This window comes from Nostoc sp. NMS9 (genome assembly GCF_017114995.1).
Classification (GTDB): domain Bacteria; phylum Cyanobacteriota; class Cyanobacteriia; order Cyanobacteriales; family Nostocaceae; genus Nostoc.
Window position 1 is genome coordinate 1 of the sequence record NZ_JABXKL010000069.1, and the last position, 18,605, is coordinate 18,605.

Here is an 18,605-nt window from a genome sequence, read left to right on the forward strand (position 1 = left end):
AATGCGCCTTGTAAGCTAGTCACAAAGCAGTTTTGACTGTTTTCGGAGATGTCTAATTAAAGCTTTACATTTAGCTTTGCTTAATCAGGGTCATGATGTCACCCGAACTCCCACAGATTGGATGCCATTAGATGCAACTGATGAAACTCAGTTGTTAGGGGCTACTGCTAGAAGAAGGTGTATTTTTACAATAAAAGGCAGCTATGCTGAGGGCACGAGGCAGGAGGAAAGAAGTATGAATGAAAACTTGCATTTGCAGGGTTTAGAGCCGCAGTTTAAAAGAAGAATTGTATCGAGTAGAGTGCAACGACTTGCATTGCGTTCAAGATCAATCCCACGTTTTTAAACGTGGGTTCCAACTGAGCCTCCTGCCTGCTGAATTTCAATATCCGCGATTTTTTAGTTTTGGCACAAAGTTATCCTAACCATAATGGTATTATTTTAGCTGCCCAAAATAGTTGGACTTTATCTAGTTTGATTACTGCTTTAGATTGTCTGCTTGTAGAGACACAAACTGCTGATTGGATTGGTCAAGTGCGCTGGCTCAATCAATGGCAAAGATAAAAATTACGAATTACGAATTACGAATTACGAATTACAATGAATCATCTCTGGCTACCTGCACCGACAGATTTAACTTTGTTACCGGATAAGATTCATGTCTGGCGCATAGAACTTGACCAACCAGAAACACAGTTGCAAAATTTAGCAGCAACTCTTTCCAGTGACGAAACGGCTCGTGCTGAACGGTTTTATTTTCAGGAACATCGACAGCGTTTCATCGCTGGTCGCGGTATTCTCAGAACTATATTAGGTCGCTATTTGGGTGTCCAGCCGTCACAAGTGCGGTTTAATTATCAACACCGTGGCAAACCACTATTAGCAGATACATTTGCCGATAGTGGACTGGCGTTTAACTTGTCTCACTCGCAGGATTTAGGTTTGTGTGCGGTGAATTGCACCCGCCAAATTGGTGTAGACCTAGAATATATTCGCCCGATGTCTGATCTAGAAGCTCTTGCCAAACGGTTCTTTTTACCGAGAGAATATGAGATGTTGCGATCGCTATCTCCCAACCAACAGCAAGAGATATTTTTTCGTTACTGGACTTGTAAGGAAGCTTATTTAAAGGCAACTGGAGATGGACTATCCCAGTTAGAGCAAGTTGAAGTCTCGCTGACTCCCACAGAACCAGCCAAGTTACAGATAACTGAAGACTGGAGTCTTTTTGAACTAGTGCCTGCTAACAATTATGTTGCTGCTATTGCTGTAGAGAATTTTGGCTGGAATTTAAAGTGTTGGCAGTATTAATCCTAGTCATTTGTCATTTGTCATTTGTCATTAGTTTTTCTTCCCAATGCCCAATGCCCAATGCCCCTACTTATCTTCCTGCATATTTCTGACAATTTTTGTCACCAGCTTTCTGGGTACAAATCTGACGCTTTTTGCAAGTAGTTTATTGATAAAACCAGGAATAACAATGGTTTTCCCCTTCATTAAGGCGTGAAAACCAATTTCGGCTACTGTTCGTGCATCCATCATCTTCTTACCCTTGAGCAACTTAGAGTCAGCCATCCCAGTTCTTTCATGAAAGGCTGATGCGGTTGAGCCTGGGCAAAGAACTGTCACAGTGACGCCAGTACCTTCTAATTCATTAGCGATCGCTTCTGAAAAAGATAAGATATAAGCTTTAGTAGCAAAATAAACCGCCATCAAAGGCCCTGGTTGAAAGGCAGCAGCTGAGGCAACGTTTAAAATTTTACCTTCACCTTGCTTTACCATGTGCTTCACGAATAGCTTGGTTAAATGGGTGAGACACACCAAATTTACCTGTAGCATTTCCAATTCAGTTGCTAGGTCAGTTTCGTGAAATAATCCATAAATCCCAAATCCGGCATTATTTACCAGGACATCAACATTTATATCGGCTTTTTGCAACTCTGTAAAAATTTCTTCAGGAGCCGTTGATATAGATAAATCTTTAACAATAGGTTTGACAAAAATTCCAAATTCTTCTTGGAATTTAACAGCAATTTCTACTAGCTTTGGCCCATTTCTGTCTACTAAGACTAGATTATAATCATGAGCAGCAAAAATACACGCTAATTGGTAGCCAATTCCACCAGCTGACCCAGTAATAAGGGCAGTTTGTCTGCTCTGTCCTTGATGTGTTTTGTTCATGTAAGAATGTTGGTGAATTCAATTTGATGAAGCTGCGTTGCATTTACAGTCGTTCTCGTTCTACAATTAAGTATGCGTAATATCTCAACTGACGATAAATGTCTTGAGTTATTACCCTTTCAAATGCTTGTGTGATGCCTTGGATATATGTAGTAGTCCAAACGCAAATTTAGGATTTATGCATCGAATAAGTTGGGCATTAAAAAAGTTCAGTTATTTAAAACTGCTAGCGCTGGCTTTTAATTACTCACAAAAGGCAGCAGGTAAAATCAAACTTTCATGCCCGACACTAACCATTCTATCCTCAATTACTTCTGTCAAGAGGTGAATACTAAAAATTTACATGATTGAGCATAAAAAAACAGGGCAATATAATTGCCGCTGTTAGTCTATGAGTTGTTTCTGGCATCTAAAAGATTGGCTATTCAGTAGTACTGAGTTTTAAAAACATGGACTAAATAAAACTATTTTGTAGGATGTGTTACAGCTTCCATAACGCACCCTACCTAAGTTGTGAATTACTAAGCGATATTTAAGAAGCCACTTTGAATCAAATAGGCGGTATAAGTCAGAAATAATTGAGAGTCAATTGGGGGACAAGCAATAGAACTACCTGCTAGTGCATGGAGAGTATCTTGGCAGCTAATATGGGGTCTTCTAGCTTGCAAGTACAAATCAGGAATAGTCAGTTGTTCATCAGACCAACGTTCGAGCAAAAAGGGTCGCAGAGTATACAAAGGATTGTCTACAGAAGACACATTATTGATTAACTCTGATTGCCATTTTTCATAAGGAATCATCTCAACTGAATAACCAAAAGAGCGTATCCACTCAACTAGCATTTTCAAAGCGGCGGGTTGAGGATGTTGTAAATTGAAAGCTTTACCTATGGATTCTTTTTGCCGTGATAGATAAACGATCGCTTTACTTACATAGTCCACAGGTGACATATCCAACATATAATCTACATCAGGGAAACTTCCCATTTGTAGACAGCCCTTAGTCATCAAATTGATAAAGTCATGTGTGTTACAAATGCCTGTTTTGCTATCACCTGAAATCAGTGGTGGTCTGTGGATAGTTACAGGAAGTCCACGGTCACGAGCAATTTTGACTAACTTTTCAGCTACCCATTTAGTTTGAGAGTAACCAAGATAAATACCTTCCCAATGATTGAATTCATCCTGTTCTTTAACAACCTTGCCAGCATAAGCAGTGGATTCAAAAACAGCCACACTAGAAACGTAATGTACAGGCTTGACTTTAATTTGACATGCCAATCTCAAAACTTCTTGAGTTCCTAAAACATTGGCTGCTTTCAGCGCTGAGTATGGAAAAACATAATTCAATAAAGCACCACTATGATAGATAGTATCAATATTGGTAGCTAAAATTTGAAACTGTTCAGAGCCAACACCTAATAATGGCAGAGATAAATCGCCGACAATAGGAATAATTCTGGAATTAAATTCTTCCTGCCAAATTGCATACTGTTGCAGATTATTTTGGAGTTTGCTTTTGCCTTCTTCGGCATTAGCAGCACGCACTAAGCAATAGATATCCGCATTGGTTTCTTGTAGCAATTCCCGGATGATAAAAGCTCCTAAAAAGCCTGTTCCTCCAGTTAAAAAGATGTTCTTGGGTTCACCCAAAGGCACATTAGATGCAGCACTGGGATGGATGGTAGGGTCAAGAACAGCCTCGGCACTTAAATCTAGAATTGAGGGTGCAGCGTTGGCATTAGAGGATGCTGCCTTTGTATCTTGAATCGGTGAACCATCTTGCACTTCTTCAGCTAAACGCTGTGAAAGAGCCTCAATATTTGGATAATGCCACAGAAGCAATGGAGAGGGTTGAAATCCGAGTAACTTTTCTAAGTTACTTACTAGAATCATTGCTTGGGCTGAATCCAACCCATAGTTTTCTAAATGTTCTTTGACATCTATTTCATCAGTTGCTACTCCTAGTAACTTAGCTAAGTTAGATACCAAAAATATTTGAATATCGTCTGCTGTGAAAGACTGTTTTATAGTCATTTTTAAATCTCCAACAATGATGTAGAACGAACAGGGTGATACTGACTGTAATAATCGGAAGCTTGTAGTCCTTGAATTTTCAAATTTTGGACACGATACAAAAAGGCTGCACCAGTCATAATTTGATTAGCAACATCAACTACCTGACGATTATTTGGTTCAGACAGATAGGAACCGCGTACCCAGTCATTGAAACCGCCCATTGCCGGGCCACACCAAATTTGATAATCGACTTCTCTACCTTTTTCACCAGAACTAGACCAGCGAGAAGATAATCCTAGATACCAGCGAAAAATCAACGCCATTTTCAGTTTAGGATTATTGACTGCTTTCCCAAGTTTCTCAGGATTCTTTTGGGACAAATAAGCCGCAGTTCCTTCCCATACTTCGGCAATAGTTTTGCGAAAAACTTGTTTTTCTAATTTCTCTCTTTCTGCCAAAGGAATCTCTTCAATGGAATCATAAGCGCGGTAGAGTTCAAATAATTTCTGCGCTCGCATGGGGAACATTGTACCCCGTTTGAGAACTTGCAATTTGACTCCCATTTCAAACATATCTGCTGCCGGGGCCATTATCATATCAGCCATTTCTGCTTGGGCTAATAATTTTTTGGTATGTTCACAAGCCCCAGATTCAACGCATGACTGATTAATGGAACCGGTCATTACATAAGCAGCACCCATCATAAAGGCTGCTAATACTGATTGTGGTGTCCCAATTCCACCTGCTACTCCGATTCTAATGGGTATTTGGTAATGATATTGTGCCTGAATTTCATCCCGCAAGGCAATAATAGAAGGTAACACACAAACCAGGGGACGGTTATCTGTATGACCTCCAGAATCAGCCTCAACGGTAATATCATCAGCCATTGGAACTTTGGCTGCAAGGGTTGCTTGTAACTCAGTAATTAATCCTTTTTCCAGAAGTTCTTTGAGTATTCTGGCTGGTGCTGGTTGCAGAAATTTAGTAGCAACTTCTCGGCGAGAAATTTTGGCAATGACTTTATTTTTGATTTCAATTTGATTGGCGTTATTCAAACCCAATCCAGCAACACGGTAATAAACAATGTTGGGGGTCAAGTCGAGAAATGCAGATGCTTCTACTGTTCTCACTTGGTATTTGAGGTATAAATCGACAGCCCGACGTTCAATTGCAGGTTCATTCGGACTGTGAATTAAATTAAATGCATAAGGCCCTTGAGGTAAAGCTTGTTGAATGCGATTTATGGCTGCTTCCAAACGTTCTGGAGTTAAACCACCTGCACCAAAGGAACTCAAAATTTGCTGTTTTCCGAGTGCAATGACCATTTCTTCGGAAGCAATTCCGCCAGCCATTGCGCCGGTAACGTAAGCATATTTTACTCCATGAGAGGAGAGAAAATTCGGATCTCCAAATTGTTGAATGCGGATTGGGGCGGCAAATGTTAACAGTTCTACTTGTGCGGTTGTGCCATTATCACCAGGGGATAAATACCCCTCATTCGTGACACCGATTTTTCCGGCAACTTTCACGATGTAGCAGGGTTTATCTAATACCATCAATTTATCTTTGATGGTTTGTTTCTCGAAAGATACAGTTTCTAAAGAACCTTTCCAAACCTGGTTTTTGTTATAAGACCAGGCAGAGAAATTAAGGCCATTATCGTGTTTACTTAGTACCGTATCTACGGTTGTCACGGCAGTTATCCCTCGGATTACAAGCAATGGATGATAAAGTTGAAGGTTGAAGGATGTAAACTCTTAGAAAAAGTTTCAATAAGGTTCGGTTAGCTTGTTTATCGCTCGAAGATCCCCCCAACCCCCCTTAAAAAGGGGGGCTATTTTCTTTTTTTACTCCCTTTTTAAGGGGGTCGCCGTAGGCGGGGGGATCTTATCCGAACCATATTGACAAGAGTTTACATTTGGAATTATCAGGATTCGTCGTTAAGCAAGTTTTGGGCGCAAGCTAGTTGCAATTGAATTATTTCGCTCATTTGCTGACTGTAATCTTGTCTAGCTTGTAAGAAGGCAGTGTGCGCTTTAGTTATTTTTGAATTATTAGCATTGAGTTTTTGATACTGGGTCTTATTTAAATCGAACATGCTGATGATGCTACTAATTTTTTGAGTGATGACAGGTGGTGAAGAAAGAGGAATTTGCTGTCTAATTGCACTTGACTCAGAAGATTGTAATTGTTCTTTCGTTTCAAAAACGTTATCAATGATATTTTTCGGTTTTACTTCTTCTGGCTGACGCAAGATGTTAGAGGAGTAATTTTCTTCTTGGGTTATTTGGTTGTAAGTATTAAGAGAATCTGTGATTTCAGATTGATGAAGATTAGGTATGTTTGGATGCTGTTTTTTGAAGCGATCGCACTTAATATCCTCAACCAAATTTTCAACAAATTTGCGATTTTCTTCGCTCAAAATTGTAGCTGCAATTGCTTTTCCACCCAAGGTAACTGTTCTCAATGTTGCTTTATTTTGATTAGTGATTTCTTGGGCTTTGTTGTACAAAGGTGATAAATCCACATTCACCTGATGACTGAGTAGTTTTGCTAATGCTTTGACCATTGAAGCATGATCATCCATCCCTCTACGATTTAGAGAGACTGTGATATGTTCTTTGTTGCCGAGAATTTTATCAATCCATCGTGAACAGACGTTACCTGCGCCTGCTTCTAGAAATATTCGGACACCATCACCGTAGACACGATTAACTAATTGCGGAAAATCAAGTTCTTGGCACAATCCTTTGGCTATGTTATGCGCGATGGTATCACTTTCTAGTGCGATTGGTTGATAGTCGGCGGCAGAATAAAACACAATACCAGGAAGATTTTGCGATGGTAAGGTGTTTACCTTCTTGATTTCCTCGAACTGCGATCGCATCGCCTCACAATGTATCACATGGTCGAAGGGAGCGGGGAAAGAGTTGCAACCTAAAGTTGTAATCACTCGCTTACAGGCTGCATCATCACCAGCAATTAATACTTCTTCTGGTGTGTTGATTTGAGTTAAGTAGACGCGATTCTCATGTTTCAGGCATTCTCTAACTTGCGATGGAGTAGCCATGAGAACATAGGTATTCCAAAAATTATTGTTTGGTGAATCTGTTAATCCCCAATATTCACACACAGCATTTTTCGGCCCAGATAACTTATCGCCAAATAAAGGTGATGAGTTTAAGGTGTTACTTCCGCCCTCAAAATCACTCCAAACCCCTTGGGCAACCATCATACTAGTTTCACCCAAACTATACCCAAAAACGCATTGCGGCTTGACTTGAAAATCATCTCGGAAAATTGCTGTCATGTATCTAGCAAAGGCGATTTCACTTTCAAACATTGCCAGTGAATCATCTAACAATTGCTTTTCGAGTGTTTCTAGTTGCCTGGTTGTCAATTTAGGCAAGCTTCTGGGATAAACTAGCTTTTCAACATCGGCTGCCCGATTGTAGAGATTGTTACTTTTTAAGTCCTCGAAGACTTTCGGAAATAAGCGGAAGACGCTGCGACCAATGCCGATATAAGAATTGACTGCTGCGGGGTAAACATAAGCAACCGCTCCGGTTTTGCCCAATGGTTTCGCTGTGAAATAACTTCCTAAAGGTGTTTGCCAATCTGTGCCGTTTTCAAAGGCATTATTTACACCTTTGCGGGCAGATTCAATTTCTTTGAGTAAATCTTTTGTGTTACGTCCTGTGATTGATAATACGTATTTCGGATTAGAATGCTGTTCAAAGGTAGCGAATGTTTGACTAGCGGTAGCTGCTAAAGAAGAACTAGCTTCTATGGTATTTTGGAGATTGTTGAGAAGATCGGGGATGGTGGAGCGATCGCTAACTGCTATAGGGAACAGATGAAAAGGCATTTGTTGCAAATATCTGTTGTCGCGCTCCTCTTGGCTGGGTTCTTCCGACAAGATTAAATGGGCGTAACTGCCATCTATACCTATGCTATTAATTGCTGCTATTCTGCGTGTGCCGCCTTTATCGACAAACCAAGGTCTTGATTCCATCGCCACATAGAAGGGGCTACCTGACCATACTTGCGGTGTTTTGACACCAGACCATTTGGGTGTGGCGGGAATATACCTGTAATAAAGACAGAGAGAGGTTTTGATTAAGCTAGCAATTCCCGATGCTGTATAGGTGTGGCCGATATTGGCTTTGACGCTGCCCAATGCACAATGCAAACCATTGCCCACTTTCGGATAAGCTTGCAGTAAACCTGTGATTTCGGCTTCATCCTCCTGGGGAATGCCACTACCAAAGACTTCCACATAGTTAACCTCTGTGGGTTGAATATCTGCCATCTCGAAAGCTTGCTTGCATACATTGCTGATAGCTGAGGCATCAGGTTTTACCAGAGCGTTACTCAAAGTAGAATTACCTTGTGCGAAACTCATGGCATCAATTACTGCATAGATGCGTTCGTTGTCTTCCTTAGCAGCTTCGTAGCGCTTGAGGACGATAGCACCCGCACCTTCGCCAACTGTCCAGCCATTAGCTTGCTGGTCATAACCCAACGTATTCACACCCGTATTAATTGGGGCAAATTGGCTGCGGAACAAGACATTTTCCACACCACCGGCTAAATCTACTGCACCCACAACCACTGCATCAACTTCTCCAGTAGCGAGTAGCATTTGGGCAACTTCCAACGCTTTGAGGGCAGAATTTTCGCCAGCGCTGACGGTGAATGCAGGGCCAGTGAAATTCCATAAAGCAGAAATCCGACTTGCCATGATGTTGGCGATGTGACTCACATATTCGCCGATTTCTACTGGTTGGTGAATGCTATCTTTGACGATGGTTTCCAGTTGTGCCAGTTGTTCAGCAGGTAGAGAAATTCCTTGGTTGAGTAAGCCATCCTTAACTTGCCAAGATAGATTCCATCTTTGCTGTAACTGATGCACAGAGAATTCTGTCTCGGCAGCGACAATCACAGCCACATTGCCACCCTCCTGTAGTTTCGCATCTTTCACGGCGCGATCGCTAACTTTCAGGAGCAATAATTGTTGTGGGTTTAACTTCTCTATTTCATTTGGTGGGATTTTGCACGATAAAGTATCGATTTCAAAATCTTTGATATATGCCCCTAGTGGTGCTTTTCCATCTGCTAAACCGTACTCTTTCAGGACACTTTCTTGATTTTCTATCCCATGCCATCTTTGAGGCGGTAGGGAAGTAAAATGCTGGGTTCCATCGTAAATACTGCGTTCAAAAGCATCTAAGCCATTGCAGTTACCGAAAAAGGCATCCATGCCGACGATGGCGACTTTCACAGCTGGAAGAGGTGCTGTTAATTCAACTGGTTGTGTTGTGGTTCCTTGTTCTAAAATCAGATGAGAATTAGTACCACCAAAACCAAAAGCGCTAATAGCCGCCCGTTTAATTGGTGCGTTATTATTCGGCCATGCCGTAGCTGTTCTAACAATTTTATCGGCGGAAACTGTACTTTTTTCTGAAGTTAAAGGTTCAGAAACATTCATGGTTGCTGGAATTACATCATGAGACATACTCAAAATCACTTTAGTCAAGCCAACCATGCCAGCAGCAGTTAGCAAGTGACCAGTATTTGCCTTAGCAGAACCTACCAGAGGCGCAGCTTGATTTTGACCAAAGAATGTTTCTATTGAATTGAATTCAGTTGTATCTCCTAACAATGTGCCGGTGGCGTGACACTCTAAATAATCGATGGTTTTGGGACTAAACTTTGCCTCATTATAGGCTCTTTCAAAGGCTAGGATTTGCCCTTTAGGATTCGGACTCAGTAAGTGCTTACCTTTGCCATCATTCGAGAGTCCATTACCGCAGATAGTGGCGAGAATCTTATCACCATCTCTGACGGCATCAGAATATCTCTTCAGCATCACCATCCCAACACCATCGGCAGGAATTAGCCCTCTAGAGGATTTATCTAAGGGGCGGCTAATGCCGTTTTCTGCATACCCTTGAACACCGGAAAATAACATCCGCACGAATAAGGAATCTGCACAACTGATGGCTCCAGCTAACATGACATCAGCTTTGTGTGACCATAAGTAATGAGATGCTAGTTTAATAGCATAAAATGATGACGAACAAGCAGCATCCAGACATAAATTAATCTGGGAGAGGGAGAAGGCTTGAGCAATGATAGATGCTGGTAAACCAGATATCATCGCATTGTATAAAGACGCTTTAGTTGCACTTGCGAGAGCAGCTAAATCAAAGTCTTCATACTGCAAAAGTTCTCTGACAGCAGGATTAATAGCTTTCTGGTAAATTGGAGAGAATAATTGATTAGATAATTTTGTCGGGAATGACAAATTACCTAAAATTACGCCACATTTTGCCAGGACAGTTTGATTACCCCAATAACCACTCTGTACAATTGCTTGTTTAGTTGCATACAATGACCATTTGAAGGTGTTATCTAAACCAGCAACAAGTTCTGATGGTAAATAGTATTCAGAAGGATTAAACTGGAAGTTGCGGATGTATCCGCCTTTGAGGGAATAGGTTTTGTCTGGTGTCCCTTTAACTGGATTGTGAAAGATTGTCGGATCTACTCCGATTTCTTCGACGGTTGCAGAGGATGTGGAATCTTTTTGATTAACGATGTTTTGCCAGTATTCTTCAGGATTTTTTGCATCGGGGAATAGGCATGATAATGCGATGATGGCTATTTTTTCCACGATTTATATGCTCCGAGTTTGGGTATTTAGCAAGAGATAATTAAAAGGCAGGATTTACGCTGTTCCCCAAACTTTGAAGTGGCAAGTTATAGCAATACTATTTGAGTTGTGAAAATTACTGTTTTTAACGAACCGCAAAGGGCGCAAAGGACGTTAAGAAGAGAAAGAATTTCACAGAGATTTTAGGAATGCTATAGGTGTTGAGCTTTAAAGGAAGATTACTAGCTTCTGAGCATTTTCATTGACCAAATAATGGCATGAGCGCCGAGCATTCGTGAGTATATTTTCCCTTGGCGATCGTGTATGATAAAGTTTGCGATCGCACTACTTGGTGTCTTAGCTTTTACTTCACAAGAAACGTAAAATGTTTCGTTATGTGGTATCATTGCAAACTGTTCAAATTTTTCTACTTTTCCAGGTAAACAACCTTCTTGATGAAAATGTTGTGTCCAAACCCATAAGGCGTGCATACTCAAGTCAGTGGTGTAAGGATTTACCCATTGGACAGGGAATTGTCCTTGTTGCTGTGGGGTGAGTTCTGGCCAAAGACATTCTGTAGTGATTTTTTCAGGAGTGATGTTTAAAACTCTTTTGATTTCTTGAAAAGCGGGGCCGTGAAATAATGTAGCTCCCCCATTTTGGTAAAAAGCTTTTCCTGTAGCGGTGATGATGTTATCTTGTTCGAGATTGAGAGATTCATAAGTTGGTGCAGATGGGATTTCTCGCTGGAGATTGAGTTGAGCGCTAAAATGAAAATGGATTCTCCCTTCTGGGTTTTTACTCGATATTTTGGCTTTAAGTTCGATTCCTTCAAGATTAAATTTAGAAATTTCTTCTATTTCTAAAATATGTTCTTTCGCTAATGTTTCATTGAAAGTAATCCCCTTTAAAACTTTAAAATCTTGGTAATTAAACAACCGATAACCGGGATATAATTGTTCACAAGCATTGATAATCCAGGTCATTGCACAAGTTGCTGGTAAAACTGGAGAACCAGCAATAGTATGATCGTGTAAAAATGGATTAGCCTCCAATGTCATTTGGCGGCGTATACGATAGGTTCGTAGTTCTAAATCTAACTCTGCCGCAAGTGGAACTAGTGGACTACCAATAACAACTTGTGCAGTTGCATGATTGGTATTATCCATTTCTTTGACGAGTATTTGCGCTCCAACTGCAATGGGAATTATTTCAATTTTTCGCTCTTGAAAAATCTTCTTTAATTCTGCTGTCACCATCCCACTATCCCAAGCGCCCCAGTTGATAGCGACTACATGACATGAGGGATAAGTTTGCTTAAATATATGGGCTGATTTGTTGAGAATTTCATTTGCGATCGCATAATCAGATTGTCCAGGATTTCCGTAAAAGCCTGTTACTGAAGAGAACAAAACCAAATGCTGAAGTTGATTAGGGTTGACGCAAGTTAGCAGGTTTTCTAAGCCTTGAACTTTGGCGGTGTAAACTTTTTCAAAATCCTCTTCTGTTTTCTTTTCAATTAATTTATCAGCCAAATTTCCAGCGCCGTGGATGATTCCTGTAATTGGGCCCTGATGTTGGACAGCAGCGGCAAGTTTTTCTTGTAAAGCTTGCATATCTGTGACATCGACGCTGATATATTCTGCTTTAGCTCCCGTTTTTTCAATTGCTGCTAGAGTCTTTTTAATTTCACGACTGGAAGTAATTTTGTTATATATTTTTTGCACATTCATGGGTGTGGGCTTCTCTCCTTGAGAAAGAAGATTTTCCATGATGCATTTTTTCAATGCGGATTCATCAGAATTTTGAGCAAAATCTGGCTCGTTTTCTAATAGTTCTGAGCGACCGAGAAGGATGAATTTGCAGGGTTGCTGTTGGGCTAATCTGATAGTACACTCAGCCGTAATCCCTTTTGCACCGCCGCTCACGACAAAGACAGATGATGGACTAAGCTGGGCTGTTTGTGTCATAAATCCTCGTGAATACCTGCATAAATTGGGTTTGATGTGTAACTTATTCTTGAAACCCCTCTCCAAACCTCTCCCTGTGGGGGAGAGGCTTTGATTCTTACTCCCCTTCCCTTGTAGGGAAGGGGTTGGGGGTTAGGTTTGAGAGAAAGTTGCACACGGCGTTAATCTGCTTTTTAATCAGCGATGATGGTAACTCGTCCTTGTGAGCTGTAGCCAACTTCACTTATATAAAGGTTGGGGTCGTGAAGTTCGGCGATGATGTTTTGTACTGATTGTTTAGCATCAAGTCTGGGACTTAGGTCGATCGCACGGGTGAAAACTTTTGGCCATTCCCATCTCAGAGTTTTCGTCAATCCAAATAAACCAGCGCCGATCGCACCGAAGTTAACTTTGTACTCTAACCCGAAGGCTCCATCAAGGTGAGCAACTGTGCAAAAACAACTACGTCCATGCTTTGCGGCTTCGTTTAGAGAGGGTTTAAGGTGTTTCGCCATCAAAAATACGTGCTTGACGATCGCCTTTTCTGATTCGTTATAAGAAATACTTCCGGTGTGATTTGCTACAAACATCGGATGTAGATGGATGAAGGCCCCAATCGCTCCGCAGTGAGATGCGATCGCTTGCAATTGTTGTTGAAGATGTTCTTCACTTAAGTTTGCTAAGGTAACGCGGGTTACTCCTGTGGGTAAGGGCGCTTGTTGAGCGATGAGCGATTGGGGAAAGCTGATAACTACTACTTTCCAGCCTTTCTCGATTAAGGATTCAGTTAATTTATAAGTGGTGAGGGAACCATCATCGGTAATTAAACCGATGTGTCCCTCTGGTAACGTGAAATCCAAGTAATCTGGCTCTGCTAAACTTCTGAGTTTGACCGGATGGCGCTGGATATTATGCTCTAATTCCGGTGGCTGCTGTTGGACAAACTCAGGCTCAGACTTTTTTTTTTCACCTCCAGCCAACTGCTGTAGGTAATCAACTATTTGACCGATGGTGCGGAGGTCTCCGAGTTCTTCGATATTTGGCTTGGGTAAGTTGGGGTACATTTCTTGCATCGCCCCTAAGATTTCCACCCGTTTAATCGAGTCAATCCCTAAGTCCGCTTCCATGTCCATTTCCAGTTCCAGCATCTCGACTGGATAGCCAGTCTTATCGCTGGTGATGGCTAACAGGGTTTCACCTAAGTTTGTAAATTCATCACTTGTAGCGGCTTCTGGTTCTGGGGTGAATGCGACAACTACGCTGGGTTCTGGTGCAGTAACTACCTCAACTACTGGTGCAGCCTCTACTGAAATCTCAGTTGCTTGTTGTACTTCGTGAATTGCAATTTCTACAGAAACACTTTTGGAAGCGTGGGATTGCAGATACTCTACAACTTGACCAATGGTGCGTTTTTCTGACAGTTCTTCTAAATTGGGTTTGGGTAGGTTGGGGTACATTTCCTGTAGCGCCCCTAAGATTTCCACCCGTTTGATGGAGTCAATTCCTAAATCAGCCTCCATGTCCATGTCCATTTCCAGCATTTCGACTGGGTAGCCGGTTTTGTCGCTGGTGATGGCTAACAGGTTTTTATCCAAGTCAACAATATCGATGGTTGCGCCAGATACAGGTGCAGCAGTTGTGGGTGCTGGTTCTGGGGTGAATGCAACAACTTCGTTGACTGGAGGTGAGCTAATTTTGACTACAACCTCGGCTTGGGGTTCTACAACTGGGATAGGTGGCGCGACTACAGGCTCTACTGTCTCGACAGTGGGGAAGTGGGGAGTGGGTAGTAGAGACGCGATTGATCGCGTCTCTGAGGATACAGGAGTTTCAACTACAGGCTCTATAGCAGCCGGGAGAGGTGCTTGGGTAACATTTAAGCCATTTTTAGCTACAGGCTCAGTTACAGGCAAAGGCTGGCTTTCTACTATCTTGGTAGTAGGAGGTACTGGTGCATCAGTAACAGTTGTTTCTGTGGTGAACGGAGTGAAATTGCTGAGTTTCTCTGTTAGTTGAGTTGCTCCCTCACCAGAGATGATTTGAGAATACTCTTGCTGTATGAGTTGGAAAAAGTTTTTGGTATATTCCAACTGCTCTTGAAGATATTGTTCATGGATGCGTAGGGTTTCGCCTTGTTGGGAGTGAAACTGCATCATGCTGCGCTCTAAGCTTTCCATGACAACTAGCTTCATTTTGGCAGTTTCGGCTGTTGATTTACTTTCACTCAACAAAGAATTCTGCTGCTGCATCAGTTGGAAAAATGCTTTAGCGTATTCCATTTGATGGTTGAGATAAGTACCGTGAACTTGTAAATTCTCGGCTTGATTTTCCTGGAACTGTGTCAGAAGATATTCTAAACTTTCTAAAAGTTGTTGGTAATTTGTAAGTTTTTCTGGCGTTGGTTGCATCTTAGATTCCTGGGCTGGTTGTGAAAGGGTCACAGGATTCATTTGTTGCTCTGTTTGCGCGATCACACCGTTCATTGTTGCGGTGGATTTTTTATGTCCGTTAGTCTCGATCGCAGCGAGAGTTGGAGTCACACCTGGGCTGCTAAATAAAGGAGCCGCATCAGAATATTCGGGTGTGGGTAATGTGACTTTGTGCCCATCCTGCAAAGCTAGAGCGAAGGCATTTTTCGTTTTTTCGGATCTGTAGTTTATCCCGTTTAAACGGACATTTAATGTCTTCTTCGTCTCAATTGGGGGTATAGTTTGGGGAAGTTGGTAAGGATCGAGGTTATTCAAAGTCAGACCAATTACCCGCAACTGTACAACTGCTTCCCGTAAGGAGCGATCGCTATTCTTTTGAGTGCTGGGGTTTAAAGATACGGTAATATGTGGGCGATCGCCAAGGATTTCTTTCACCAAATTGCTGAGAATTCTCCTCGGCCCAAATTCCACGAAGCAAGTACCACCAGCCGCATAGATATTTTCAATTTCCTGCTTAAACAGCACTGAGTTGGAAAGGTGCGTTTCCAGGATTTTTTGAATATTTTGGGCTTCCTTGGGATACTGCTTACTGGTGACGTTGCTGTAAACAGGGATTCTGGGAGTTTGGAACTTGACAGACTTAGTAGCGATCGCAAAGGATTTCTGAGCAAAGGCAATTAGCGGTGTATGGAACGCTGCTGATACAGGTAACAATACAGCTGTATATCCTTTCTCGTGTAAAGCGTCTCTGACTCTCGCTATTTCTGCGGTAGGCCCAGCCAAGACAAATTGAGTGGGAGAATTCTGATTAGCGATCGCAACTTGAGGAAAATGTCTCAGCACTGCTTCCACTTTGCTGATGTCTTCTTTGACAGCCAACATACTACCCGCATCATGATCTGGATCTTCAGGTGCAGCCATTGCTTGACCCCTAGCTTTCACCAGAAACAAGTAATCTTCCGTACTCAAAACTCCCGCAGCCCATAGCGCTGTTAGTTCACCAAAGCTATGACCGGCAACAAAATCTGACTTAAACCCAGCTTGTTGCAGTATGCTGTACATCCCTGCACTCAACACCCCGATGGCTGGTTGAGCGTATTCTGTGCGTTGCAAGGCAGCAATTTGGACATTTTTTTCTGCCTCTCCAAACACAGGATGAGGGAAAACGATTTCTGACAACGGCTGCAAATTATCTTTGAGCAACAAGCTATCCATATAGCCATGAAGACGGCGCATTAAAGGAAAATTCATTACCAGTTCGCGTCCCATCTCCAAGTATTGCGAACCTTGACCAGAAAACAGAGAGACAACTTTTCCACCCAACTCCATACCAGAGGAACGGTAATAAATCCCTTGGGGATGTTCCCAAGATGCTGCTGATCCTTTGAGTTTCAGCCAGTCAATGCTAGTTTGCAAAAACTTGCAAGCTTCTTCCAGATTCTCAGCGACGAACCCAAATCTGGGAGCAGAGAGGGGAATCTGTGGCGACTTGCACTCCTTGACTAATTGTGCATAGTGTGTAGCTGCATCTGGCGATCGCAACTTACCTAAAATCTCTTCCGATTTGCTCAACAATTGCTCTAATGTAGGAGCAAACAACAGCACTTCACTAGCATCACTATGTAAGCGGTAAGCGTGGTTTTGGTCGGCTTCATATTCTTCCAAAACGACGTGATAGTTGGTTCCACCAAAGCCAAAGGAACTCACACCCGCGCGTCTTGGTGCTTCCCCTTCTGGACGAATCCAAGGTCTAGTTTCGGTATTCAAATAAAAGGATGAATTTTTAATGTTGAGTTTGGGGTTTGGCTCGGTAATGTTAATTGTTGGCGGTAATACTTTGTGATGTAAAGCCAAAGCAGTTTTAATCAAACTTGCCGCACCCGCAGCCGCTTTTGTGTGTCCAATTTGCGATTTCACACTACCCAAAGCGATGTGTTGCTTTTTGTCATCATGTACATCAAAGAAGTCTTTTAAAGATCCGAATTCTGTCGGATCTCCAGCCATTGTACCGGTGCCATGTGCTTCCATCAAACCAACGGTAGCGGGAGAGAAACCAGCATCTTCATAAGCGCGTTCTAAAGCTTTAACTTGGCCTTCTTTGCGGGGAGCATAAATACTCTTGTAACGCCCATCGCTGGAAGTACCAATACCTTTAATCACGGCATATATTCTATCGTTGTCCCGTTCAGCATCTTCTAACCGTTTGAGGACAATCATCCCGATACCTTCACCCAGCATCATCCCATCGGATTTAGCATCAAAAGGTTTAACATTTTCACTGGGAGAAACCGCCGGTGTTTTGCTGAACGAGATGTAAGCCATGATGGTGTTATCGGTATCAACACCACCAGTCAGCATCATGTCAGAACGATGCTCAACTAGCTCACTAATTGCCATTTTTAAAGCACCAAAGGAACTAGCGCAAGCGGCATCAACTACGCAATTCATCCCGCCAAAATTTAGGCGATTGGCAATTCGTCCGGCGACTACGTTAGCTAACATTCCAGGGAAAGCGTTCTCATCCCACTTAACGTAAGCGCTTTTGATTTTCTCAACGATTTTTTGGGTATCCTCGTCAGATAAACCACTGCTTTTGAGTGCTTTTTCCCAAATCGGATATTCCAATCTCGCAGAAAGTGGCATTCCTAATTGCTTGGCCATAGCCACGCCTAAGATTACGCCAACAGTTTCACGGCTAAACTCACGTTTCTCGCCATAGCCTGCATCTTCCATCGCCTCTTTCGCAACCACTAAACTTAATAGTTGCGATACATCTGTAACTTCCAAAATGCTGGGTGGAATGCCGAATTCCATCGGATTAAAATCAACCTCTGGAATAAACCCACCTCTTTTACAGTAGGTTTTATCTTCAGTAGTTCTGGGATTTGGATCGTAATAATCTTCGACATTCCAGTGAGTAGAAGGAACATCAGTAATACAGTCAATTTTGTTTACTATATTTTGCCAGTATTCCCGCAAATTTCTGGCTTGAGGCAATAGAGAAGCCATCCCAACAATGGCTATAGGATTGTGTTGTAATTGTCTGTTAATTTTGTTGATTGACACTGATTTATCTGATTTATCTGACTTCATGTTTTTTTCCTCTATAGACCTCATCACAGCCTTTTCACAATTATTGATAAGGCTCTCTAACTCCGCTAAGGCAGTATCAATTGAATAAGCAGACATAGGGCATAGTTAGTACTGTGGATTGTGTAGCTACAGTAATTTCTGTTGCCTACTAAATAATGAAAATCTCTCGTTTTGTAAAGCAGCTAGCTATCCTATCTTTGCTAAATGCTTTTCTCCAAATCGACACCACACGATACATACTGCCGGGGTAAAGCCTTATGTTTCCAGGCGACTT

General features: G+C 42.0%; 8 protein-coding genes. 2 read left to right on the plus strand and 6 right to left on the minus strand.

Features of this window, described 5'->3' with window-relative positions; translation table 11 throughout:
* Positions 1-405: 405 nt before the first annotated feature.
* Together HWQ40_RS20410 and hetI are read left to right on the plus strand one after the other, a co-directional pair.
* Positions 406-564, plus strand: a complete 159-nt coding sequence (locus HWQ40_RS20410; protein WP_292781023.1) for a hypothetical protein — start codon at positions 406-408, stop codon at positions 562-564.
* Positions 565-600: 36 nt separating this feature from the next.
* Positions 601-1,311: a 4'-phosphopantetheinyl transferase HetI gene (gene hetI / locus HWQ40_RS20415; RefSeq protein WP_292781026.1), complete on the plus strand. Its 711-nt coding sequence runs from the start codon at positions 601-603 to the stop codon at positions 1,309-1,311.
* 66 nt (positions 1,312-1,377) lie between these two features.
* Here hetI and HWQ40_RS20420 read toward each other — a convergent pair whose 3' ends face one another.
* The 6 genes from HWQ40_RS20420 to HWQ40_RS20445 all read right to left on the minus strand — a co-directional run bounded on the left by HWQ40_RS20420 (position 1,378) and on the right by HWQ40_RS20445 (position 18,427).
* Complete coding sequence (locus HWQ40_RS20420) at positions 1,378-2,181, minus strand: SDR family oxidoreductase (RefSeq protein WP_292781029.1); 804 nt, start codon at positions 2,179-2,181, stop codon at positions 1,378-1,380.
* Positions 2,182-2,702: 521 nt separating this feature from the next.
* Complete coding sequence (locus tag HWQ40_RS20425; protein WP_292781032.1) at positions 2,703-4,217, minus strand: thioester reductase domain-containing protein; 1,515 nt, start codon at positions 4,215-4,217, stop codon at positions 2,703-2,705.
* 2 nt (positions 4,218-4,219) lie between these two features.
* Positions 4,220-5,896 carry a PfaD family polyunsaturated fatty acid/polyketide biosynthesis protein gene (locus HWQ40_RS20430; protein ID WP_292781034.1) on the minus strand — a complete coding sequence of 559 codons (1,677 nt, stop codon included), beginning with the start codon at positions 5,894-5,896 and terminating at the stop codon, positions 4,220-4,222.
* A 233-nt stretch (positions 5,897-6,129) separates the two neighbouring features.
* Positions 6,130-10,881, minus strand: coding sequence for a PfaB family protein (locus HWQ40_RS20435; protein WP_292781038.1), 4,752 nt, complete (start codon positions 10,879-10,881; stop codon positions 6,130-6,132).
* A 221-nt stretch (positions 10,882-11,102) separates the two neighbouring features.
* Positions 11,103-12,830 (minus strand): SDR family NAD(P)-dependent oxidoreductase, encoded by a 1,728-nt coding sequence (locus tag HWQ40_RS20440; RefSeq protein ID WP_292781041.1) that lies wholly within the window; start codon positions 12,828-12,830, stop codon positions 11,103-11,105.
* Between the two features lie 173 nt (positions 12,831-13,003).
* On the minus strand, positions 13,004-18,427 hold the full coding sequence (locus HWQ40_RS20445; RefSeq protein ID WP_292781044.1) for a type I polyketide synthase: 5,424 nt from the start codon (positions 18,425-18,427) through the stop codon (positions 13,004-13,006).
* Positions 18,428-18,605 lie beyond the last annotated feature (178 nt).